Raw genomic sequence first — 15,174 nt, forward strand, 5'->3', positions numbered from 1 at the left:
TTTTTGCGTAAGGGTTTGAGGTAAACGAGGAGGAATGAAGGCTTTATGAATTTGATTTCGATGTTTATGGAATACCGAAGTTATTTTCTCGCCGGTGTGCAGTATACGCTGCTGCTGGCGGCGATCAGCGTGGTCTGCGGCTTTTTCCTGGGGCTGATCATCGCGCTCTTGCGTATGTCTCCTTGGGGGATCGTGCGTTTTCTCGGCCATGCCTGGGTGGAATTCTTGCGCGGCACGCCGATGATGGTGCAGCTGCTGATCATTCACTATGGGTTTGCGTTTATGTTCGACATCAACTTTTCGCCGATCCAGTCCGGGGCGATTACGCTGTCGATCAACAGCTCGGCTTATTTGGCGGAAATTTTCCGCGCCGGCATCCAAGGCGTGGACCGCGGGCAAGGGGAGGCTGCACGCTCGCTTGGGATGACCAAGGGAATGGCGATGCGGCATATCATCATCCCCCAAGCGATCAAATCGGTGCTTCCCGCGATCGGCAACGAATTCATCACGATCATCAAAGAGTCGTCCATCGTGTCGATCATCGGGACGGCCGAGCTGATTTTCCAAGCGCAATCGGTCGTGACCATTACGTACGACGGCATGACGCCGTACCTAATCATCGCGATCATGTACTTTATTTTGACATTTACGCTGTCCCGTATTTTGGGCGTGTTCGAAAGGAAGTTGAAGACCAGTGATCACCGTTAAAGGTTTGCATAAAAAATTCGGCCAATTGCACATTTTGAAGGGGATCGACCTGGAGATTTCCAAAGGCGAAGTCGTCGTCGTCATCGGCCCCAGCGGCTCGGGGAAAAGTACGTTTCTGCGCTGCCTGAACCTGCTCGAGGTTCCGACGGAAGGCGAAATCCGGTTTGAAGGCGAATCGATTACCGGGAAGGGCCACAACATCAACAAAACCCGGGAGAAAATGGGCATGGTGTTTCAGCATTTCAACCTGTTCCCGCACAAAACGGTGATCGACAACATTACGTTGGCTCCGGTTCGCGTGAAAAAAATGGAGAAAAGCACAGCGGAGAAGATCGCCGTTGAACTGCTGCGGACGGTCGGTCTGGAGGATAAGCGGGACGCGTATCCAGCCCAGCTGTCCGGCGGACAGAAGCAGCGGATCGCGATCGCCCGCGCGCTGGCGATGGAGCCGCACGTCATGCTGTTTGACGAGCCTACTTCGGCGCTTGACCCGGAAATGGTCGGCGAGGTGCTGGACGTGATGAAGAGCCTGGCGGAGCGGGGGATGACGATGGTCATCGTCACCCATGAAATGGGCTTTGCCCGCGAGGTCGGCGACCGCATCCTGTTCATGGATCAGGGCGTGATTCTCGAGCAGGGGACGCCGCAGCAGGTGTTTGGCGCGCCGCAGCACCAGCGCACGAAGGATTTTTTAAGCAAAGTGCTGTAGTGCCTTTAAGCTAGTCCCCTCAAAGGTTTTTATTTCACTTCACCATACTTTTTCTTCTGATTTCAAGTGAACTCCTTTTAATTTAGCAGAACCTGCTTTCGAGGAGTTCACTTTTAATTTTCTTATCTGTTTGACTTTTCAATGATCGTAAACTCGACCTCGTTTTCTCTATTCAAGGCGTCTATATATGAAATGCCGTTACCCCAGCTCATGACCAGTCGAAAGATCAATGCTGAAGGCCACTTCAGAAGTTTTTTGGCTCAAAAATCGAGATCGGTGCTTGAAGAAATAAATGATGACTTTGGCTCTATTGATTCCAGGATGACGGACTGAGGTGGCTGTCTGTAGCGTTCGTGTCTTAGTGTTCTTACCTTGATGTTCCTGCCTGCTGCCTGCCTTTGCACGATTATCCCTTTCTTTCAGGGAGCAGGGGGTGGGGCTAGAGCAAGGGTTCCAAAAAAAGAGAGAAGAAAAAAACAAAAAAGATGAGGAAAAAATGAGGCGGTTCAGGTGAGATTTTCAACTTGATAAGAGAACGCACGTTTGGTATAATGAAATAAATGGAACCTATGTTCGTGTATTCTTGATTCGGGAGGTAAGCGGATATGGAAGCCAATGCGGGAACGGAACTTCAACCATTCAGCAGCCGTTATAACAGCGAGCAGGACTGTATGGAGGCGCTGATCGCGATGAAGTGGCCAAACGGCTTTGACTGCCCGCGCTGCGCTCACACCCGGTGCAGCCGTCTGACTTCCCGGCATATCCCCTTATTTGAGTGCGGAAAGTGCAAGCATCAAACATCGCCTTTGGTCGGCACGATTTTTGAAGGAACGCATCTCCCCTTGCTCAAGTGGTTCAAGGCCCTGGATTTGTTCCTGCTTGAGGACGGCATCTCGGCGCTGCGGCTGAGCAAGGTGATCCGGGTCACCTACAAGACCGCGTGGTCGATGCTGCAAAAAATACGTCATGCCGTGGGGGAGTTCGATGCCCGGGAGCTGCTCTCCGGAGACGTGAAGGTGAACAGCGATCAGTATGGGCGTAATCCGTCCCGGTGTCAGGTTTCGCATCCGTACGCCTCGGCGGTCGTAGCCGGCTGCACGGTCACGGAATCGGGCGAGCCGGAGCAGGTCAAAATCCGCCTGGTGCCGCATAAGCGGGGAAGCGAAAAAAGGGCAAACCGTCAAGATCTAACCGAGTTTATTGGCGGGCATGTGGATGTCCATACATCGGCGGTACAGCTGTTCCCTCAGGCCTTTCGGCTGTATGCTCCCTTGCGGAGAGTAGTGAGAGAGGCGTGGGAATCGCTGAAGAGTACGTATGGAGCCTTGGGGCTGAAGCATCTGCAGGCGTACCTGAACGAATACACCGGACGCCGCCGGCTGCGCCTGCAAGGAGGACGGCCCGGAGCGGAAGAAACGATGCGGCAGAAGTTACTGCGCATGTGTGTGGCGATTCCCACGACCCCTTACCGCCGGCTGATCGCGCGTCAACCGCATCAGCCCCTTGCGGCTGCGGCCTATAGAAGTGCTTGAACGTTTCAGACGTTGCTGCAAACGGATCCAGGCTGCAGCAAGATCACGGTCTTTTCTTTTTTTTCGTTGTCTTGCCCCATTCTCCCGTCAGGTCTGCTTCACTTCACTTCTCCTAAACCTCCTTTTCCCGAACCTGGCAATGATCTATGAACAGATTTGATGATCTCGAACATGTCTGCTTTTCCCAAGCATATTCTGATTCTCCCGAACAATGCCATCTTCTTCTCTGCTTCCTGATCAAACGGGATAATCGTGCAAAGCCGTACGGACAGCGGATGTTGATCCGCCGATCACCCCATCAGCCTTCCATGTTCTCAAGCTTGGCTAGAAGCTTGCTTGTACGTTACATCATGAATGAGTTGTTACTTTTTTTACATGATTCCATAAATAAATATAGCGGCAGAATGCGGGTTTGCGCGGTTTGGATACTATTTCCTGTCCAATTGGTTACAAAATTGTGATATATTCAGATAGCCAAAACCTGCTTCGGCAGGTGCGGGGGATGATTCAGCGAATAACCGAACGTTAAATGAAACGTGGTTTCTTGGGGTGAAGCGCTCGCATTGGGCGCCGGGGATAATCCTTTTTCCCGAATCCGACAACTAACTCCGCAGGCGTATAAAAGGAGGAAGAACAGCATGAAAAATCTCTTATTCTCGAAGATTGCAAAAACAACGTTGGTAGCCGCAAGTTTGGCGGCGGTTCTACAGACGGTACCTGTGCACGCGGATGCGGTACATACGGCGGAAGAAGGAGATACCTTCTATCTGTTGGCCAAGAAGTACGGAGTCGGCATGGAGCAATTGATGAACGCCAATCAGGGGATTGATCCCGGCAATATATACGAGGGGCTGAAGTTGACGATTCCGGGAACGGAGGCTCCCGAAGCGAAAGCAGCGGCGCCGGAATCGAACCAGGCTCCCGCGGCAAAGACGATGAAAGCCGACGCGGTGTCGGGGCCGACCGTATTGCCATCGGACAAAGTCGTCGAAGCCTGGGGCAAAACGTTTAATTATTCCCATACGATTCAGATGAAAGCATCGGCATACTCGGCGGCCGCCGACGAAAACGGAAAATGGGGCGCGGTCGATTATTTCGGCAACCCGTTAAAGCTGGGCACGATCGCCGTCGACCCGGACGTGATTCCGATGGGAACGAAGGTGCTGGTCACCGGATATAATCATGATGGCTTGCCGAAGCAGGCGTTTGTGGCCACGGCCAGCGATCAGGGGGGAGCGATCAAAGGCAACCGCATCGACATCTTCATTCCCGGCAGTGTCAAATCCGTCGAATCGTTCGGGTTTCAGGAAGTCACCCTGTACGTGTTGAAGTAAATTCGTTTGCTTATATGTAGATCAAGTAAAAAAAGTGCAAGCGCTAGACCATAGGGTCTGATGCTCGCGCTTTTCTTTTTTTTATCTATACTTCGCCGTATGCAGCAATTCGGCCAAATCGACAAACTGGTAGCCTTTGTCCCGCAGCGTTTGGATAATGTCCGGCAAAGCCTGGATCGTACCGTTTAAGTTGGACCCTACGCCGCCGCCGGCATGAAAAAGAACGATCGAACCGGGCCCTATGGCGCCGAGCACGTTGTTTTCGACCTTGGATTTGTTCAGCCCTTTCCAATCCAGCGAATCCACGTTCCAGTTGACGATGGTGTAGCCGTTTTGCTTTGCCCATTGAATTTGCGGCTCCCGGATTTCGCCGTAAGGAGGACGGATCAGCTTGGGCCGGTACCCGGCGGTTTGCTGAATGATTTTTTCCGTACGCAAAATTTCCGTTTGAAATTGCTTGAGCGACCGTTTTCCGAAATTCGGGTGGCCAAAGGAGTGATTGCCGATCAGGTGGCCTTCCCGGCGTATCCGTTTTACCAGGGCAGGGAATTTTTTGGCCCGGTTGCCGACAATAAAAAAGGTCGCCTTCACGCCCTCCTTCTGTAAAATGTTTAAAATTTGCGGTGTAAATCTCGGATCCGGCCCGTCGTCAAACGTCAGCGCCACTTGCTTGACCTCAGGTCCGCGAAATTTGAACGTTTCGGAATATTTGCGCCGAAGCTCGTTTAAATCGGCCGGCTTCGGTTTGGCGTCCGCCCGGGCGGCTTGAGCTTTTGCTTCCTTGTCGCCGGGCTGCAGCGCAGCAGCCGCAGCGCGGGACGTTTCGGAAGAAGCCGATACGACGGGCATGTTGCCTCCGATTACCGCGAGAATGAAAACGGAAATCAGGAAGTTTCTGAACAGGGTAGTCAACATTTTTCCTCCTTCGTCCGGGTACTGTTATGATTTGGTATGCCCATCTTTAACGGGATTTATAAAGACACAATTATGAAAAACATCACAGACGTTCTTCCCGAAAAATTGCATCCTTTGATGAAGCAGACGTAAGGAAGAGGTGGATTTGATGGCTATCGTGGTAAGCAACAGGCGGGTTGCCGATGACGTGTTTTTATTGACGGCGGAAGGCAGATTTGCCGGGAAAATGGGCCAGTTTTATATGCTCCGCGCGAGCGAACGGTATCCATTGCTGTCGCGGCCGATCAGCATTTTCGATTTGACGGAGGACCGGATCGGATTTTTGTGCCGGATTGCCGGGGAAGGAACCAGACTGATCTCTCAGCTGAAGCCTGGCGATCCGCTCCGGATGGAAGGGCCTTTCGGCAACGGCTTTCCCCCGCTAACGGGAAAAACGGCATTCATCGGCGGCGGCATCGGTATCGCCCCGTTTTATTTCGCCCTCAAAACGGCGCCGCAGGCTGACGTATATCTCGGCTTCAGCCGGGAGGCGTACATGGTCGAAGAGTTTCGCCAGGCATCCGCGGGCCGGACTATCGTTGATGTGGGCGGTTCGATACTCGACCGCGCCGATTTTGACGCTTATGACACGATCATCGCCTGCGGGCCGCATCCGATGCTGAAAGCCGTGCAGCAAAAGCAGGCAAGCGCGGGAAGCCGGGCCAAAGTGTACGTGTCTTTGGAAAACCGGATGGCCTGCGGCATCGGCGCTTGCTTGGTGTGCAGCGTGAAATGCCGGGACGGCCGGAAAAAAGCGTGTACGGACGGCCCCGTTTTTTCGGTGGAGGAGGTGGTTTTCGCATGAGCGGGATCGATTTGTCCTGTGCCATCGCCGGGGTTTCCTTTAAGAATCCGGTCGTTATGGCCTCCGGTACGTTTGGTTTCGGGCGGGAGTACGGTGCGCTGTACGATATCAACAAGCTTGGAGGGATCAGCGGCAAAGGCTTGACCCTTCGTCCAAAAGCGGGAAACGACGGCCTGCGCGCGGCCGAAACGCCTTCCGGAATGCTCAACAGCGTAGGTTTGGAAAATCCCGGCGTCGCTGCTTTTCTCCGCGATGAATGTCCGTATTGGGAAACGCTCGATTTGGCGCGTATCGTAAATTTGGGCGGGAACACGCTCGAGGAATACGCGGAGGGCGCGCGCTTGATCGATGAGGACGCCGCCTGGCGCAAGCGGGAGGGACGTCAGGCGGTCGACATGATCGAGTTAAACATCTCGTGCCCCAACGTCAAGGAGGGCGGGATGGCCTACGGGATCAAAACGGAGATTGCCCGCGCTGTCGTCCGCGAGGTGCGCGCGGCCACGAAGCTGCCGCTGATCGTCAAGCTGTCGCCGAACGCCGAAGACATCGCCGGGATGGCCGTAATGTGCCAGGAGGAGGGCGCCGACGGCGTTTCGCTGGTCAATACGTTTTCGGCAATGAAAATCGACATTTACCGGCGGCGCAGCGTCTTCGACAACCTGTACGCCGGATTGTCGGGGCCGGCGATCAAGCCGATCGCATTAAGGATGGTCCACCAGGTGTGCCGGGCCATTACGATTCCGGTGATGGGCATGGGCGGTATCGGCAGCGCCGGGGATATCATCGAGTTTATTATGGCGGGAGCGGCCGTTGTGCAGGTGGGGACCTACAATTTCGTGCAGCCGCGCGCGGGCGAGCAACTGGTTGCCGGGCTGACCGAGTTTATGCGCTCGGAAGGCATCCGAAATTTGGACGAAATCCGCGGAATCCTTTAAAATGTGGTTATACATAGAGAAAAGGAGGCTGCGGCATGTTGACATTTGACGACATCAAGCTGGAGGCGATTCCGATGGGACGCGATTTGCTGCTCACGATCGGCGGCGGCGAGGTTCATATCGGCGCGGCGTCCACCGCTTACGCGGCGGAAGGGGGCGTCGCCGTACAAACCTCGGCCGTTCCCGGCCACAAAGAGCACACGCTAAGCGAGGATTTCGCCCGCCGCGCCGCCGCGGCGCTGAATCGGACGGTGACCGTGGTCATGGGAATCCATTACGATGATTTAAGCAAGGCGGAAATTTTGGCCGTTTCGCAAAAAGCCTCCGCTTTACTGGATGATTATTTGCAGGAGGTTAAAAAATGACTACCGATTCGCAGCAAGACAAATTTCGCCGCAAAGCGCTGCAGGTTCCGGACGCGCAGGGACGGATTCTGCCTTATGCCCGGCGCCTGCCGGCAGAAACCGTAGCGCTGCCGGACGCGCAAGGACGGATTTTGGCCGAACGTGTGACAGCCCCCCACCCGTATCCGCATTTTCGCCGGTCGGGGATGGACGGCTTTGCCATCCTCAGCCGGGATACGCAGGGCTGCGGCGCGAACCGCCCGGCTCTGCTGGAGGTGGTGGACGAGATCCCCTGCGGCTCTCTGCCTTCCGTACCGCTCGCGCCGGGAACGGCGGCGCGGATTATGACCGGGGCGAAGGTGCCGGACGAAGCCGACGCTGTGGTCATGTTTGAAATGACCGAGACGATCCGGCAGGACGGCAAAACGTATATCCGGCTCATTCGGGAGATCGAGCCGGGCAAGAATATTACTCCCGTCGGGCTGGAGCTTGCCGCGGGAGAGGTCATTTTGGAGCCCGGGCGCAAGGTGGGGGCCGGAGAAATTTCCGTGCTCGCAACGTTTGGGATCGACCGGGTGCCTGTCGTAAGAAAGCCGCGGATCGCGGTTTTTTCCACCGGTTCGGAGCTGCTGGCTATAAGCGAACCGCTGCAGGACGGAAGAATTCGCAACAGCAATGCGTACATGCTGGCCAGTCAGATTAAGGACGCGGGTGCGGAGCCGTTTATGCTGGAGGCGATTCCCGACGATCTGGAGCTGGCCCGCCAGCGGGTGCGGGCGGCGTTTGCCGATTACGACGCGGTAATCACCACCGGGGGCGTTTCCGTCGGCGATTTCGACATTATGGCCGATCTTGTGTCCGGCGGCGAGGTGGAAATGCTGTTCAACAAAGTGACGATGCGTCCCGGCAGCGTGACGACTGCCGCCGTGAAGGACGGGAAGCTGCTGTTCGCGTTATCCGGTAATCCCGGCGCCTGCTTTGTCGGCTTCGAGCTGTTCGTGCGCCCGGCGATCGGCCGGATGCTTGGCGTTTTGCAGCCTTTTTTGCCGGAAATGACGGCGGAGCTAGGCCGGCCATACAAGAAAATCAACAACTTTACCCGTTTCGTCCGGGGGAGGCTGGAAGCGCGCGAGGGCAAGCTTTACGCTTATCCGGCCGAGCTTGACGAATCGGGCGTGATGATCACGATTAAGGACAGCGATGCGCTGATCGTCATTCCTCCTTCCGGCGAAGCGAGAGAAGCCGGGGAAATGGTCACCGTGCTGAAGCTTCCGGGCGCTTCTCTTTGAGCGCTTTGGACAAGGAGGTTAACGAAATGGCGCCGATCATCCAAATCGTCGGTTATAAAAACAGCGGTAAAACAACGTTAATCGCTCGTCTTGTGGCAATGTTGCATGCCCTGAATCTTCGCGTTGCCGTCATCAAGCATGATGTCCACGGCTTCGAGGTCGACCGGGAAGGAACCGATACATACCGCCACCGCCAGGCCGGCGCTTCCGCCGTCGCCATCGTCTCGCCATGGCGCACGGCGATCGTGGAGGAGCGGGAAACGCCGCTGGCGGACTTGATCGGGCATTTTCAGGCGTATGATCTTATTATTGTTGAAGGCTTCAAGCGCGAGCCTTATCCGAAAATCGTGCTCATCCGCTCCGCCGAGGACGAGCATCTGCTGACGGAGCTCGGCGGGGTTTGCGCCGCGGTGTACAGGGAAGAGGCTCTCCCCGATCCGGACAAGCCGCAGCGGCCTGGACTTCACTGCTTTGAGCGGAACGATGTGGACGGGATATTGTCGTTTCTGAAGCAAAATGTCCTGGTCTAAGCAAAAAGGAATCCCCCGGCATAAAATGCGGGGGATTCCTTTTTGACGTACGGCGGCCGGCAGACGGATTTTTTACGATCCGCCGCTGACCCGGCGCTCGATTGCTTCGGACATCGTTTTGTCGGTGAGATGGGCGTAAACCTCCGTCGTTTCCGTCGAGGCGTGTCCGAGCTGCTCTTTCGTTTTATAGATGTCGTTTTGCAAATAATAGTCCGTCGCAAAGGAGTGGCGGAGCTTGTGTACGGTCAGGTAAGGTTTGCCGAACCGCTTGGCGTATTTGATGATCATCGCCTGGATGGCCCGCTTTGTCATCCGCTTGCCTTCCTTTTGCCCGTTGGGGACGGCGACGAATAGCGCTTTTTCCCGTTTCGGCGTGCGGTAGCGCGTTTGCCGCAGCGTTAAATAATGGGCGAGATCGTCTTTGGATTGCTCGCGGAAATAGACCGGCGTTTTGAACGTTTCGTCATTGTTCCCTTTGCGGTACACATAGACGAGCTTGTTGTTCAAGTCCAGGTCGTCGACGTTCAGGTTCACGACCTCGGACACCCGCAGCCCCGAATTCAGGATCAGGCTGGCGATGCAGGCGTCGCGTTCTTTATTTTGCTCGTAAGCGTAAAGCGCCTGCTTATTTCCTTCGATATCGTGGCCGTAGCCTTCGGCGATGTAGCCGATAAATTCGAGCAGCTCGTCCTCCTCGAGGATTTTCCCCTTCAGCTTGGCCGCCGTATCCTTCGGCTTGTGGATGCGTTTGATCTCCACCTTGGCCATAATGTTGCGTTTCAGCAGCGGGTAAAAATTTTCATCCTCGGCAATCTGGCTTAAATAATGGAACAGGGAGCGAAGGGACGACATCTTGCGCGATACCGTGATTTTCGAATTCGTCCCATCGGTCCGGGTCGTCAAGTGCAAGCGGTAGCCGACCACATCTTCCATGCGCAGCGTCTCCAGATCGGTCAGCGAAATTTCCTTGTTGGTTTCGGCCTTCGTCAACCCTTCGGCCCGCAGCCAGCCGAAAAACTGCTCATAGTCCCGAACGTATTCCAGCAGCGTGGAAGGAGACAGATCGGGCAGCTTATAATCGATAAACTGCTGTACAAACCAGGGCATAAACGGCGTTTTTTCGTCCAGCTTTTTACGGTCGATCGTTTTCTGAACGTTCACTGGCCGGCACCTCCAGCCCGCACCAGAAACACATAATCCGGATCGCCGTGGCTTTGCGGGACTTCGCGAATTTCCACATTCCCGAAAAAAGCGTTCAGCCGCCCGGCGAACTCCGGAGAGGGGGTGGCGCTCCAAAAGGTAATGCAGCCGTCCGGGTTGATCCGCGCGCCCAAAGCTTGCAGTCCCCGGTGATCGTACAGCGACGAGTTGCCGTCGAACACTTTCCAGTCCGGGCCGTTATCGATATCGAGGCAAATCAGGTCAAACGTTTCGTCGGTCTCCCGAATCCAGGCGATCAGATCGGCGTGCACCAGCCTGGTTTTCGGATGGCGTAAGGCATAATCGGAAACGGGGGCCAGGACGGTGCGGTTCCATTCGATTACCTTCGCCTCGATTTCGACGACCGTAACCTCCCGTACCCGCGGGTCCGAGAGTGCTTCCTGCAGCGAAAAGCCGACGCCCAAACCGCCGATCAGCACTTTGCCGGGAGCCTTCGCTTGCTCCAGGGCGCGGCGCACCAGCAGGCGTTCCGATTCTCCGTTATAGGTGGCCATCAGAAACGTGCCGTTGCTGATGATTTCATAAAATTCGCCGCGCCGCTGCAGCTGGATTTCCCCGCGCGGAGTAGAGGCGCGTTCGATGATTTCGACAGGATGATGGGTATCGTTCATCAATAACTACCTCCCATTTAGTTAACATAACAATAATTATGTATAGTGTTTGCGTTTGCTGTGGTTCGATTGGACTCTTTAGCTCTCATTCGATTTGGAATGATCGAGCAGGGCTTGATTGAATCTTTCCAAATACCGCCCGAAGTGCCGGGTATCTTCGTCGGACCAATCTTTGAGCAGTTCGCTGATCCGGTTTAACCGGCCCAGCTTGTAAGCAAGATATTCCGTGGTCCCAAGCTCCGTGATTTCCAAAAAATAGGCCCGGCGGTCTTCGGGATCGGGCGTGCGCTTGACGTAGCCTTTCTGCTCCAGGGCGGCGGTCTGCCGGCTAACGGTGGAGATATCCAGCTGAAATTCGTCGGCCAACGCCTTGACGCCGATGGAGCCGAAGGAGCGGATGTGATGCAGCAGCAAATAGGCGGAGCGGTCGAGGTTGCCGTTTTTTTTCGCCGCGGTCACGAAGGTCATCCGGCGGTATAAGATGGCGATTTCCAACTCGATGGTTTCCAGGGAATTTTGATCCATATCATGAATACCTCACAGCTTTTTAATATAATTTTATCGTAACATATCGACTAGAGAATTTGAAATGAAACCAGGCGGGGCAAGACTTGGGAGGAAGGCGGCGGCCCGGCCGTAATCTTGACAAAACAGCAAGTAGTTGTATAATACAATTATATGGATTAGGGGGATTGGCATGCAAGCGCATGAAATTATGATCAAGCAGGTCTACAAAGTGAAGGAAAGCGATACGGTCCGTTCGGTGATCGAAAGGTTCATCGAGTATCGGATCAGCGGGCTGCCCGTCGTGAACGAACGAAACGAAATCGTTTCATATATCAGCGACGGGGACATCATGCGCTACATCGGCAAACATCGCGACGTCGTCGTTGACTCGATCTATTATGTGGCCGTCTTCAAAGGGGATCAGGAAGCTTACGAGGAAAGAGCGCGAAGATTGCTGGATCTCAACGTGATGGAAATCGGCAAAAAGAAAGTCATTAAAGTTTCATGGGATGAAGAAATTGAGAACATTGCGGCGATATTGGGGAAAAAGCAAATCAAAAAGCTCCCCGTCGAGCGTAATGGGGTGCTCGTGGGCATCATCAGCCGTGGGGATGTCATCCGGCATTCCTTCAAATCTTTAATGTAAGACGAAAGGAAGATTATATGTCATCATCTACATCATCGGCCAAAACCGCGCCGCTAAGCGGTACATCAAGCCATTTGGAGCTTGGGGAACCAAGCTTGCTGAAACAACCTAAGTCCGTATGGGCTGTTTTTTTTGCCTCGATCATCGCCTTTATGGGTCTTGGTCTCGTCGATCCGATCCTTCCGGCGATTTCGGCCAGCCTGAACGCTACGCCCAGCCAGGTTACCCTGCTGTTTACAAGCTATAACGCCGTCATGGCGGTGGCGATGCTGATTACGGGGGCGATTTCGTCCCGCATCGGCATCAAATGGACGCTGCTGGCCGGCATCGTCGTCATCGCCGTCTTTTCGGCGCTTGGGGGCATGGCCGGCGACGTGTGGACGATCATCGGGCTGCGCGGCGGCTGGGGCCTCGGTAACGCTTTGTTCGTGGCCACCGCGTTATCGGCCATCGTTACGCTGTCAAGCAGCGGCACGGGCAAAGCGGTCATCCTGTATGAAGCGGCGGTTGGCCTGGGCATTTCGGTCGGACCGCTGCTCGGGGGCTGGCTTGGCGCCATTTCCTGGAGAGGCCCGTTTCTCGGCGTCGCCTCGCTGATGGTCATCGCATTCATTGGACTCATTTTGCTGATGCCCAAGGAGAACAAAGGGGAGGTCACACGCTCCCGCACCTCGATCCTGGCCCCGTTTAAGGCGATGAAACACCGCTCTCTGGTCGTATTGGGGCTGACCGCTTGCTTTTACAACTTCGGCTTTTTTACGCTGATGGCTTACGCTCCGTTCGTCATGGGACTCGATGAGCACGGGCTGGGTTACGTCTTCCTGGCTTGGGGGATTTTGCTGGCCATCACTTCGGTCGGCACCGCGCCGAAACTGCAGGAAAAATTCGGCACCCTCAAATCGATGTGCGCGATGCTGTTCCTGTTCTCTTTAGTGCTGCTGGCGATGGGCATCTGGACGAATTCACCCTGGGTGATCATCGCCGCCGTTATTTTTGCCGGAGCGCTGCTCGGCAACAACAATACGCTGATCACGACGGCGGTCATGAACGCCGCGCCGGTCGAGCGGTCCACCGCGTCCGCCGCGTACAGCTTTCTCCGCTTTTTGGGAGGCGCGGTTGCTCCGTTTTTGGCCGGGAAGCTCGCCGAATGGTACAACCCGCACGTGCCGTTCATCGTCGGAGCCGGGTTCGTCATGCTGGCGGTCGTGTTCATTGCATTAAACCGCAAACATGTGCAGCACGTCGACCAGGTGGAATCGGCGCATTAACCGCCGTATTAGCACCTTGAGATTAATGGCATGAATTAATATAATTCACTAGATTAACTGTACTGAGTCCCGCTAGAGGGCAGCGATTAGACCTTACGGTTTATCTCGCCGCCCTCTAGCGGGACTTTTGTTTGCTTATAATCAGTGTCCGTCCATTATTGCAGTTCCTTCGGCAGTGCTACCGCCAATAATCGTTTATCCGCTTGGACCTGCCATTTCGGCGAAAGCAGCGGGACGGAGACGCTTTCCGCCGCATTGTTTTTGGTGGAAGCGGCTGTCGTTGGGGCTGCCTGGACAGCGCCTAAAGAAGCGCCGGAAGTCCAAGACAGCCCTGTACCCGAAGCGAGCAGGGCCGCAGTAAGAATTGTGTTCAGAATAAACTTGGATTGTGTCAATAGAACCATCTCCTTCATGATTACCGTCTCAGTTAATAAAACGCAGCAGAAGGAGGGAAAGTTATTTTAATAAACAAATGTTACGCAAAATAAAAGCCCAGCCCGCTGTTCATTTCAGCGTCTGGGCGTTTTTTACTGTTGGTGCGGAGTTGCCGTAATTACAGCTCCAGCTTGGCAATTTCCGATTTCAGCTTGTTGGCCGAAGCTTGGAACTGCGTCAATTCCGCGTCGCCAAGCTGCAAATCGAGCACTTGGCGTACGCCGGTGCGATCCACGATGCTCGGTACGCCGAGATAAACGTCCGAAACTCCGTTGTAATCGGTCAGCAGGGTGGAGACGTTCAGCACGGAACCTTCGTTTTGCAAAATCGACACGATGATCCGGTCCAAAGCCAACGCGATCGCGTAGGAGGTGGCTCCTTTGGCGTTAATGATTTCATAAGCGGCGTTTTTGGTGCTGTTAAAAATCTCCTCGCGCTCCTGTTCGTTGAACTCCAGGCCGATGCCGGCCACGTTCGCCAAGCTCCACAGCGGCACCTCGGAATCGCCGTGCTCCCCGATGATATGCGCGTGAATGCTGCGCGGGTTGATCTTTTTGTTCTGCCCGATCAAATAGCGGAAACGGGCGCTGTCGAGCAGCGTACCGGAGCCGATGACACGGTTCGACGGAAATCCGCTCTTCTTCAAGGTTACGTAAGAGAGGATATCGACCGGGTTGGTGGCTACCAGAATAATGCCATGATTGTTGTACTTCACGATGTTTTGAATAATGCTGTCAAAAATGCCGGCATTGCGCTTAAGCAGGTCGATCCGGGTTTCGCCGGGACGCTGGGAAGCTCCGGCGGCAATAACGATAATATCGGCGTCCGCGCAATCGCTGTAGTCGCCGGCCCATAGCTTGACCCCGCCGGTAAACGGCAGGCCGTGATTCATGTCGAGCGCTTCGCCAAGCGCTTTTTCCTTATTCGCATCGATCAGGACGAGCTCGGAAATCCGTTCTCTTAACAGCAGCGTGTACGCTGTCGTCGCCCCCACGGCACCGGTACCGATAATCACGACCCGGCTGGAGCGCAGTTGAGTTTTCATCAAATCATCTCCTTAAAATGTAGATTCCCGTTTAGGATAGATTGCACCGAAGCCAGGCTGCTTAACCTTCCTTCCAACAATCGAAAAATTGCGACACATCGCCCTAAACCGTATGTATCCATCCTCATTGTACATGAAATATCTCAAATTTGAAGAAAAATCTGCAGGATTCTGCAGGATTATTGAAGTTGACCTGTTTTCTAAGCATTTCTAGAACAAAGATAACGTAATAAATATTATGTTATCTAATGACATTAATTCATAAAATCTGTAATGACTTTGTAACCTTGGATTAACGATT

At 54.5% G+C, this 15,174-nt stretch carries 17 protein-coding genes and 1 riboswitch; of the genes, 11 read left to right on the plus strand and 6 right to left on the minus strand.

Annotation, left to right across the window (positions count from 1 at the left end; genetic code table 11):
- Nucleotides 1–45: 45 nt before the first annotated feature.
- From NYE69_RS19000 to NYE69_RS19015, 4 genes are all read left to right on the plus strand, one after another.
- Complete coding sequence (locus NYE69_RS19000) at nt 46–708, plus strand: amino acid ABC transporter permease (protein ID WP_036623054.1); 663 nt, start codon at nt 46–48, stop codon at nt 706–708.
- Nucleotides 695–1,417 (plus strand): amino acid ABC transporter ATP-binding protein, encoded by a 723-nt coding sequence (locus NYE69_RS19005; RefSeq protein WP_340927404.1) that lies wholly within the window; start codon nt 695–697, stop codon nt 1,415–1,417. Before NYE69_RS19000 ends, NYE69_RS19005 begins: the two co-directional genes overlap by 14 nt.
- Before the next feature lie 605 nt (nt 1,418–2,022).
- A complete protein-coding gene (locus NYE69_RS19010) occupies nt 2,023–2,949 on the plus strand; it encodes an IS1595 family transposase (RefSeq protein WP_340927405.1) in 927 nt (308 codons plus the stop codon).
- Nucleotides 2,950–3,411: 462 nt separating this feature from the next.
- A riboswitch (cyclic di-AMP (ydaO/yuaA leader) is annotated at nt 3,412–3,582 on the plus strand.
- A 5-nt stretch (nt 3,583–3,587) separates the two neighbouring features.
- Nucleotides 3,588–4,283 carry a 3D domain-containing protein gene (locus NYE69_RS19015; RefSeq protein WP_340927406.1) on the plus strand — a complete coding sequence of 232 codons (696 nt, stop codon included), beginning with the start codon at nt 3,588–3,590 and terminating at the stop codon, nt 4,281–4,283.
- 81 nt (nt 4,284–4,364) lie between these two features.
- On the opposite strand, the gene NYE69_RS19020 is transcribed toward NYE69_RS19015, so the two are convergent.
- Entirely contained in the window at nt 4,365–5,195 is an 831-nt protein-coding gene (locus NYE69_RS19020) for a polysaccharide deacetylase family protein (RefSeq protein WP_340927407.1), read from the minus strand.
- Nucleotides 5,196–5,346: 151 nt separating this feature from the next.
- Between NYE69_RS19020 and NYE69_RS19025 the strand changes: the two genes are divergently transcribed.
- Genes NYE69_RS19025 through mobB form a run of 5 tightly spaced genes read left to right on the plus strand, consistent with a single transcriptional unit; the run spans nt 5,347 to nt 9,140 of the window.
- Nucleotides 5,347–6,042 carry a dihydroorotate dehydrogenase electron transfer subunit gene (locus NYE69_RS19025; protein WP_340927408.1) on the plus strand — a complete coding sequence of 232 codons (696 nt, stop codon included), beginning with the start codon at nt 5,347–5,349 and terminating at the stop codon, nt 6,040–6,042.
- Nucleotides 6,039–6,977 carry a dihydroorotate dehydrogenase gene (locus tag NYE69_RS19030; protein ID WP_213510371.1) on the plus strand — a complete coding sequence of 313 codons (939 nt, stop codon included), beginning with the start codon at nt 6,039–6,041 and terminating at the stop codon, nt 6,975–6,977. The genes NYE69_RS19025 and NYE69_RS19030 overlap by 4 nt, the downstream gene beginning before the upstream one ends.
- A 35-nt stretch (nt 6,978–7,012) precedes the next feature.
- On the plus strand, nt 7,013–7,342 hold the full coding sequence (gene lpdD / locus NYE69_RS19035; protein ID WP_306436791.1) for a prenylated flavin chaperone LpdD: 330 nt from the start codon (nt 7,013–7,015) through the stop codon (nt 7,340–7,342).
- Nucleotides 7,339–8,610 carry a molybdopterin molybdotransferase MoeA gene (locus tag NYE69_RS19040; RefSeq protein ID WP_213510372.1) on the plus strand — a complete coding sequence of 424 codons (1,272 nt, stop codon included), beginning with the start codon at nt 7,339–7,341 and terminating at the stop codon, nt 8,608–8,610. The genes lpdD and NYE69_RS19040 overlap by 4 nt, the downstream gene beginning before the upstream one ends.
- Before the next feature lie 26 nt (nt 8,611–8,636).
- On the plus strand, nt 8,637–9,140 hold the full coding sequence (mobB, locus tag NYE69_RS19045; RefSeq protein ID WP_340927410.1) for a molybdopterin-guanine dinucleotide biosynthesis protein B: 504 nt from the start codon (nt 8,637–8,639) through the stop codon (nt 9,138–9,140).
- A gap of 72 nt (nt 9,141–9,212) precedes the next feature.
- Here the strand turns inward: mobB and xerS are convergent, their stop codons facing one another.
- The 3 genes from xerS to NYE69_RS19060 all read right to left on the minus strand — a co-directional run bounded on the left by xerS (nt 9,213) and on the right by NYE69_RS19060 (nt 11,497).
- Nucleotides 9,213–10,301, minus strand: a complete 1,089-nt coding sequence (gene xerS / locus NYE69_RS19050) for a tyrosine recombinase XerS (protein WP_340927411.1) — start codon at nt 10,299–10,301, stop codon at nt 9,213–9,215.
- Complete coding sequence (locus NYE69_RS19055; protein ID WP_340927412.1) at nt 10,298–10,972, minus strand: spermine/spermidine synthase domain-containing protein; 675 nt, start codon at nt 10,970–10,972, stop codon at nt 10,298–10,300. The genes xerS and NYE69_RS19055 overlap by 4 nt, the downstream gene beginning before the upstream one ends.
- 78 nt (nt 10,973–11,050) lie before the next feature.
- Nucleotides 11,051–11,497 (minus strand): MarR family winged helix-turn-helix transcriptional regulator, encoded by a 447-nt coding sequence (locus NYE69_RS19060; RefSeq protein ID WP_155620129.1) that lies wholly within the window; start codon nt 11,495–11,497, stop codon nt 11,051–11,053.
- 172 nt (nt 11,498–11,669) lie between these two features.
- Here NYE69_RS19060 and NYE69_RS19065 point away from each other — a divergent pair, with 172 nt between their 5' ends.
- Nucleotides 11,670–12,125 (plus strand): CBS domain-containing protein, encoded by a 456-nt coding sequence (locus tag NYE69_RS19065; RefSeq protein WP_155620128.1) that lies wholly within the window; start codon nt 11,670–11,672, stop codon nt 12,123–12,125.
- Between the two features lie 17 nt (nt 12,126–12,142).
- Nucleotides 12,143–13,393, plus strand: a complete 1,251-nt coding sequence (locus NYE69_RS19070; RefSeq protein ID WP_316561129.1) for an MFS transporter — start codon at nt 12,143–12,145, stop codon at nt 13,391–13,393.
- Between the two features lie 155 nt (nt 13,394–13,548).
- Here the strand turns inward: NYE69_RS19070 and NYE69_RS19075 are convergent, their stop codons facing one another.
- Nucleotides 13,549–13,788 (minus strand): hypothetical protein, encoded by a 240-nt coding sequence (locus tag NYE69_RS19075; RefSeq protein ID WP_213510378.1) that lies wholly within the window; start codon nt 13,786–13,788, stop codon nt 13,549–13,551.
- 158 nt (nt 13,789–13,946) lie between these two features.
- Nucleotides 13,947–14,873: an L-lactate dehydrogenase gene (locus NYE69_RS19080; RefSeq protein WP_155620126.1), complete on the minus strand. Its 927-nt coding sequence runs from the start codon at nt 14,871–14,873 to the stop codon at nt 13,947–13,949.
- Between the last annotated feature and the right edge of the window lie 301 nt (nt 14,874–15,174).

The sequence above is a fragment of the Paenibacillus sp. FSL R5-0527 genome (genome assembly GCF_038008055.1).
Classification (GTDB): Bacteria; Bacillota; Bacilli; order Paenibacillales; family Paenibacillaceae; genus Fontibacillus; species Fontibacillus macerans.

Bases quoted from the DNA above. Each gene is read 5' to 3' on its own strand.
- NYE69_RS19000 (WP_036623054.1), top strand. From the start codon at position 46: ATGAATTTGATTTCGATGTTTATGGAATACCGAAGTTATTTTCTCGCC.
- NYE69_RS19010 (WP_340927405.1), top strand. From the start codon at position 2,023: ATGGAAGCCAATGCGGGAACGGAACTTCAACCATTCAGCAGCCGTTAT.
- NYE69_RS19015 (WP_340927406.1), top strand. From the start codon at position 3,588: ATGAAAAATCTCTTATTCTCGAAGATTGCAAAAACAACGTTGGTAGCC.
- NYE69_RS19025 (WP_340927408.1), top strand. From the start codon at position 5,347: ATGGCTATCGTGGTAAGCAACAGGCGGGTTGCCGATGACGTGTTTTTA.
- NYE69_RS19030 (WP_213510371.1), top strand. From the start codon at position 6,039: ATGAGCGGGATCGATTTGTCCTGTGCCATCGCCGGGGTTTCCTTTAAG.
- lpdD (WP_306436791.1), top strand. From the start codon at position 7,013: ATGTTGACATTTGACGACATCAAGCTGGAGGCGATTCCGATGGGACGC.
- NYE69_RS19040 (WP_213510372.1), top strand. From the start codon at position 7,339: ATGACTACCGATTCGCAGCAAGACAAATTTCGCCGCAAAGCGCTGCAG.
- mobB (WP_340927410.1), top strand. From the start codon at position 8,637: ATGGCGCCGATCATCCAAATCGTCGGTTATAAAAACAGCGGTAAAACA.
- NYE69_RS19055 (WP_340927412.1), bottom strand. From the start codon at position 10,972: ATGAACGATACCCATCATCCTGTCGAAATCATCGAACGCGCCTCTACT.
- NYE69_RS19060 (WP_155620129.1), bottom strand. From the start codon at position 11,497: ATGGATCAAAATTCCCTGGAAACCATCGAGTTGGAAATCGCCATCTTA.
- NYE69_RS19065 (WP_155620128.1), top strand. From the start codon at position 11,670: ATGCAAGCGCATGAAATTATGATCAAGCAGGTCTACAAAGTGAAGGAA.
- NYE69_RS19070 (WP_316561129.1), top strand. From the start codon at position 12,143: ATGTCATCATCTACATCATCGGCCAAAACCGCGCCGCTAAGCGGTACA.
- NYE69_RS19080 (WP_155620126.1), bottom strand. From the start codon at position 14,873: ATGAAAACTCAACTGCGCTCCAGCCGGGTCGTGATTATCGGTACCGGT.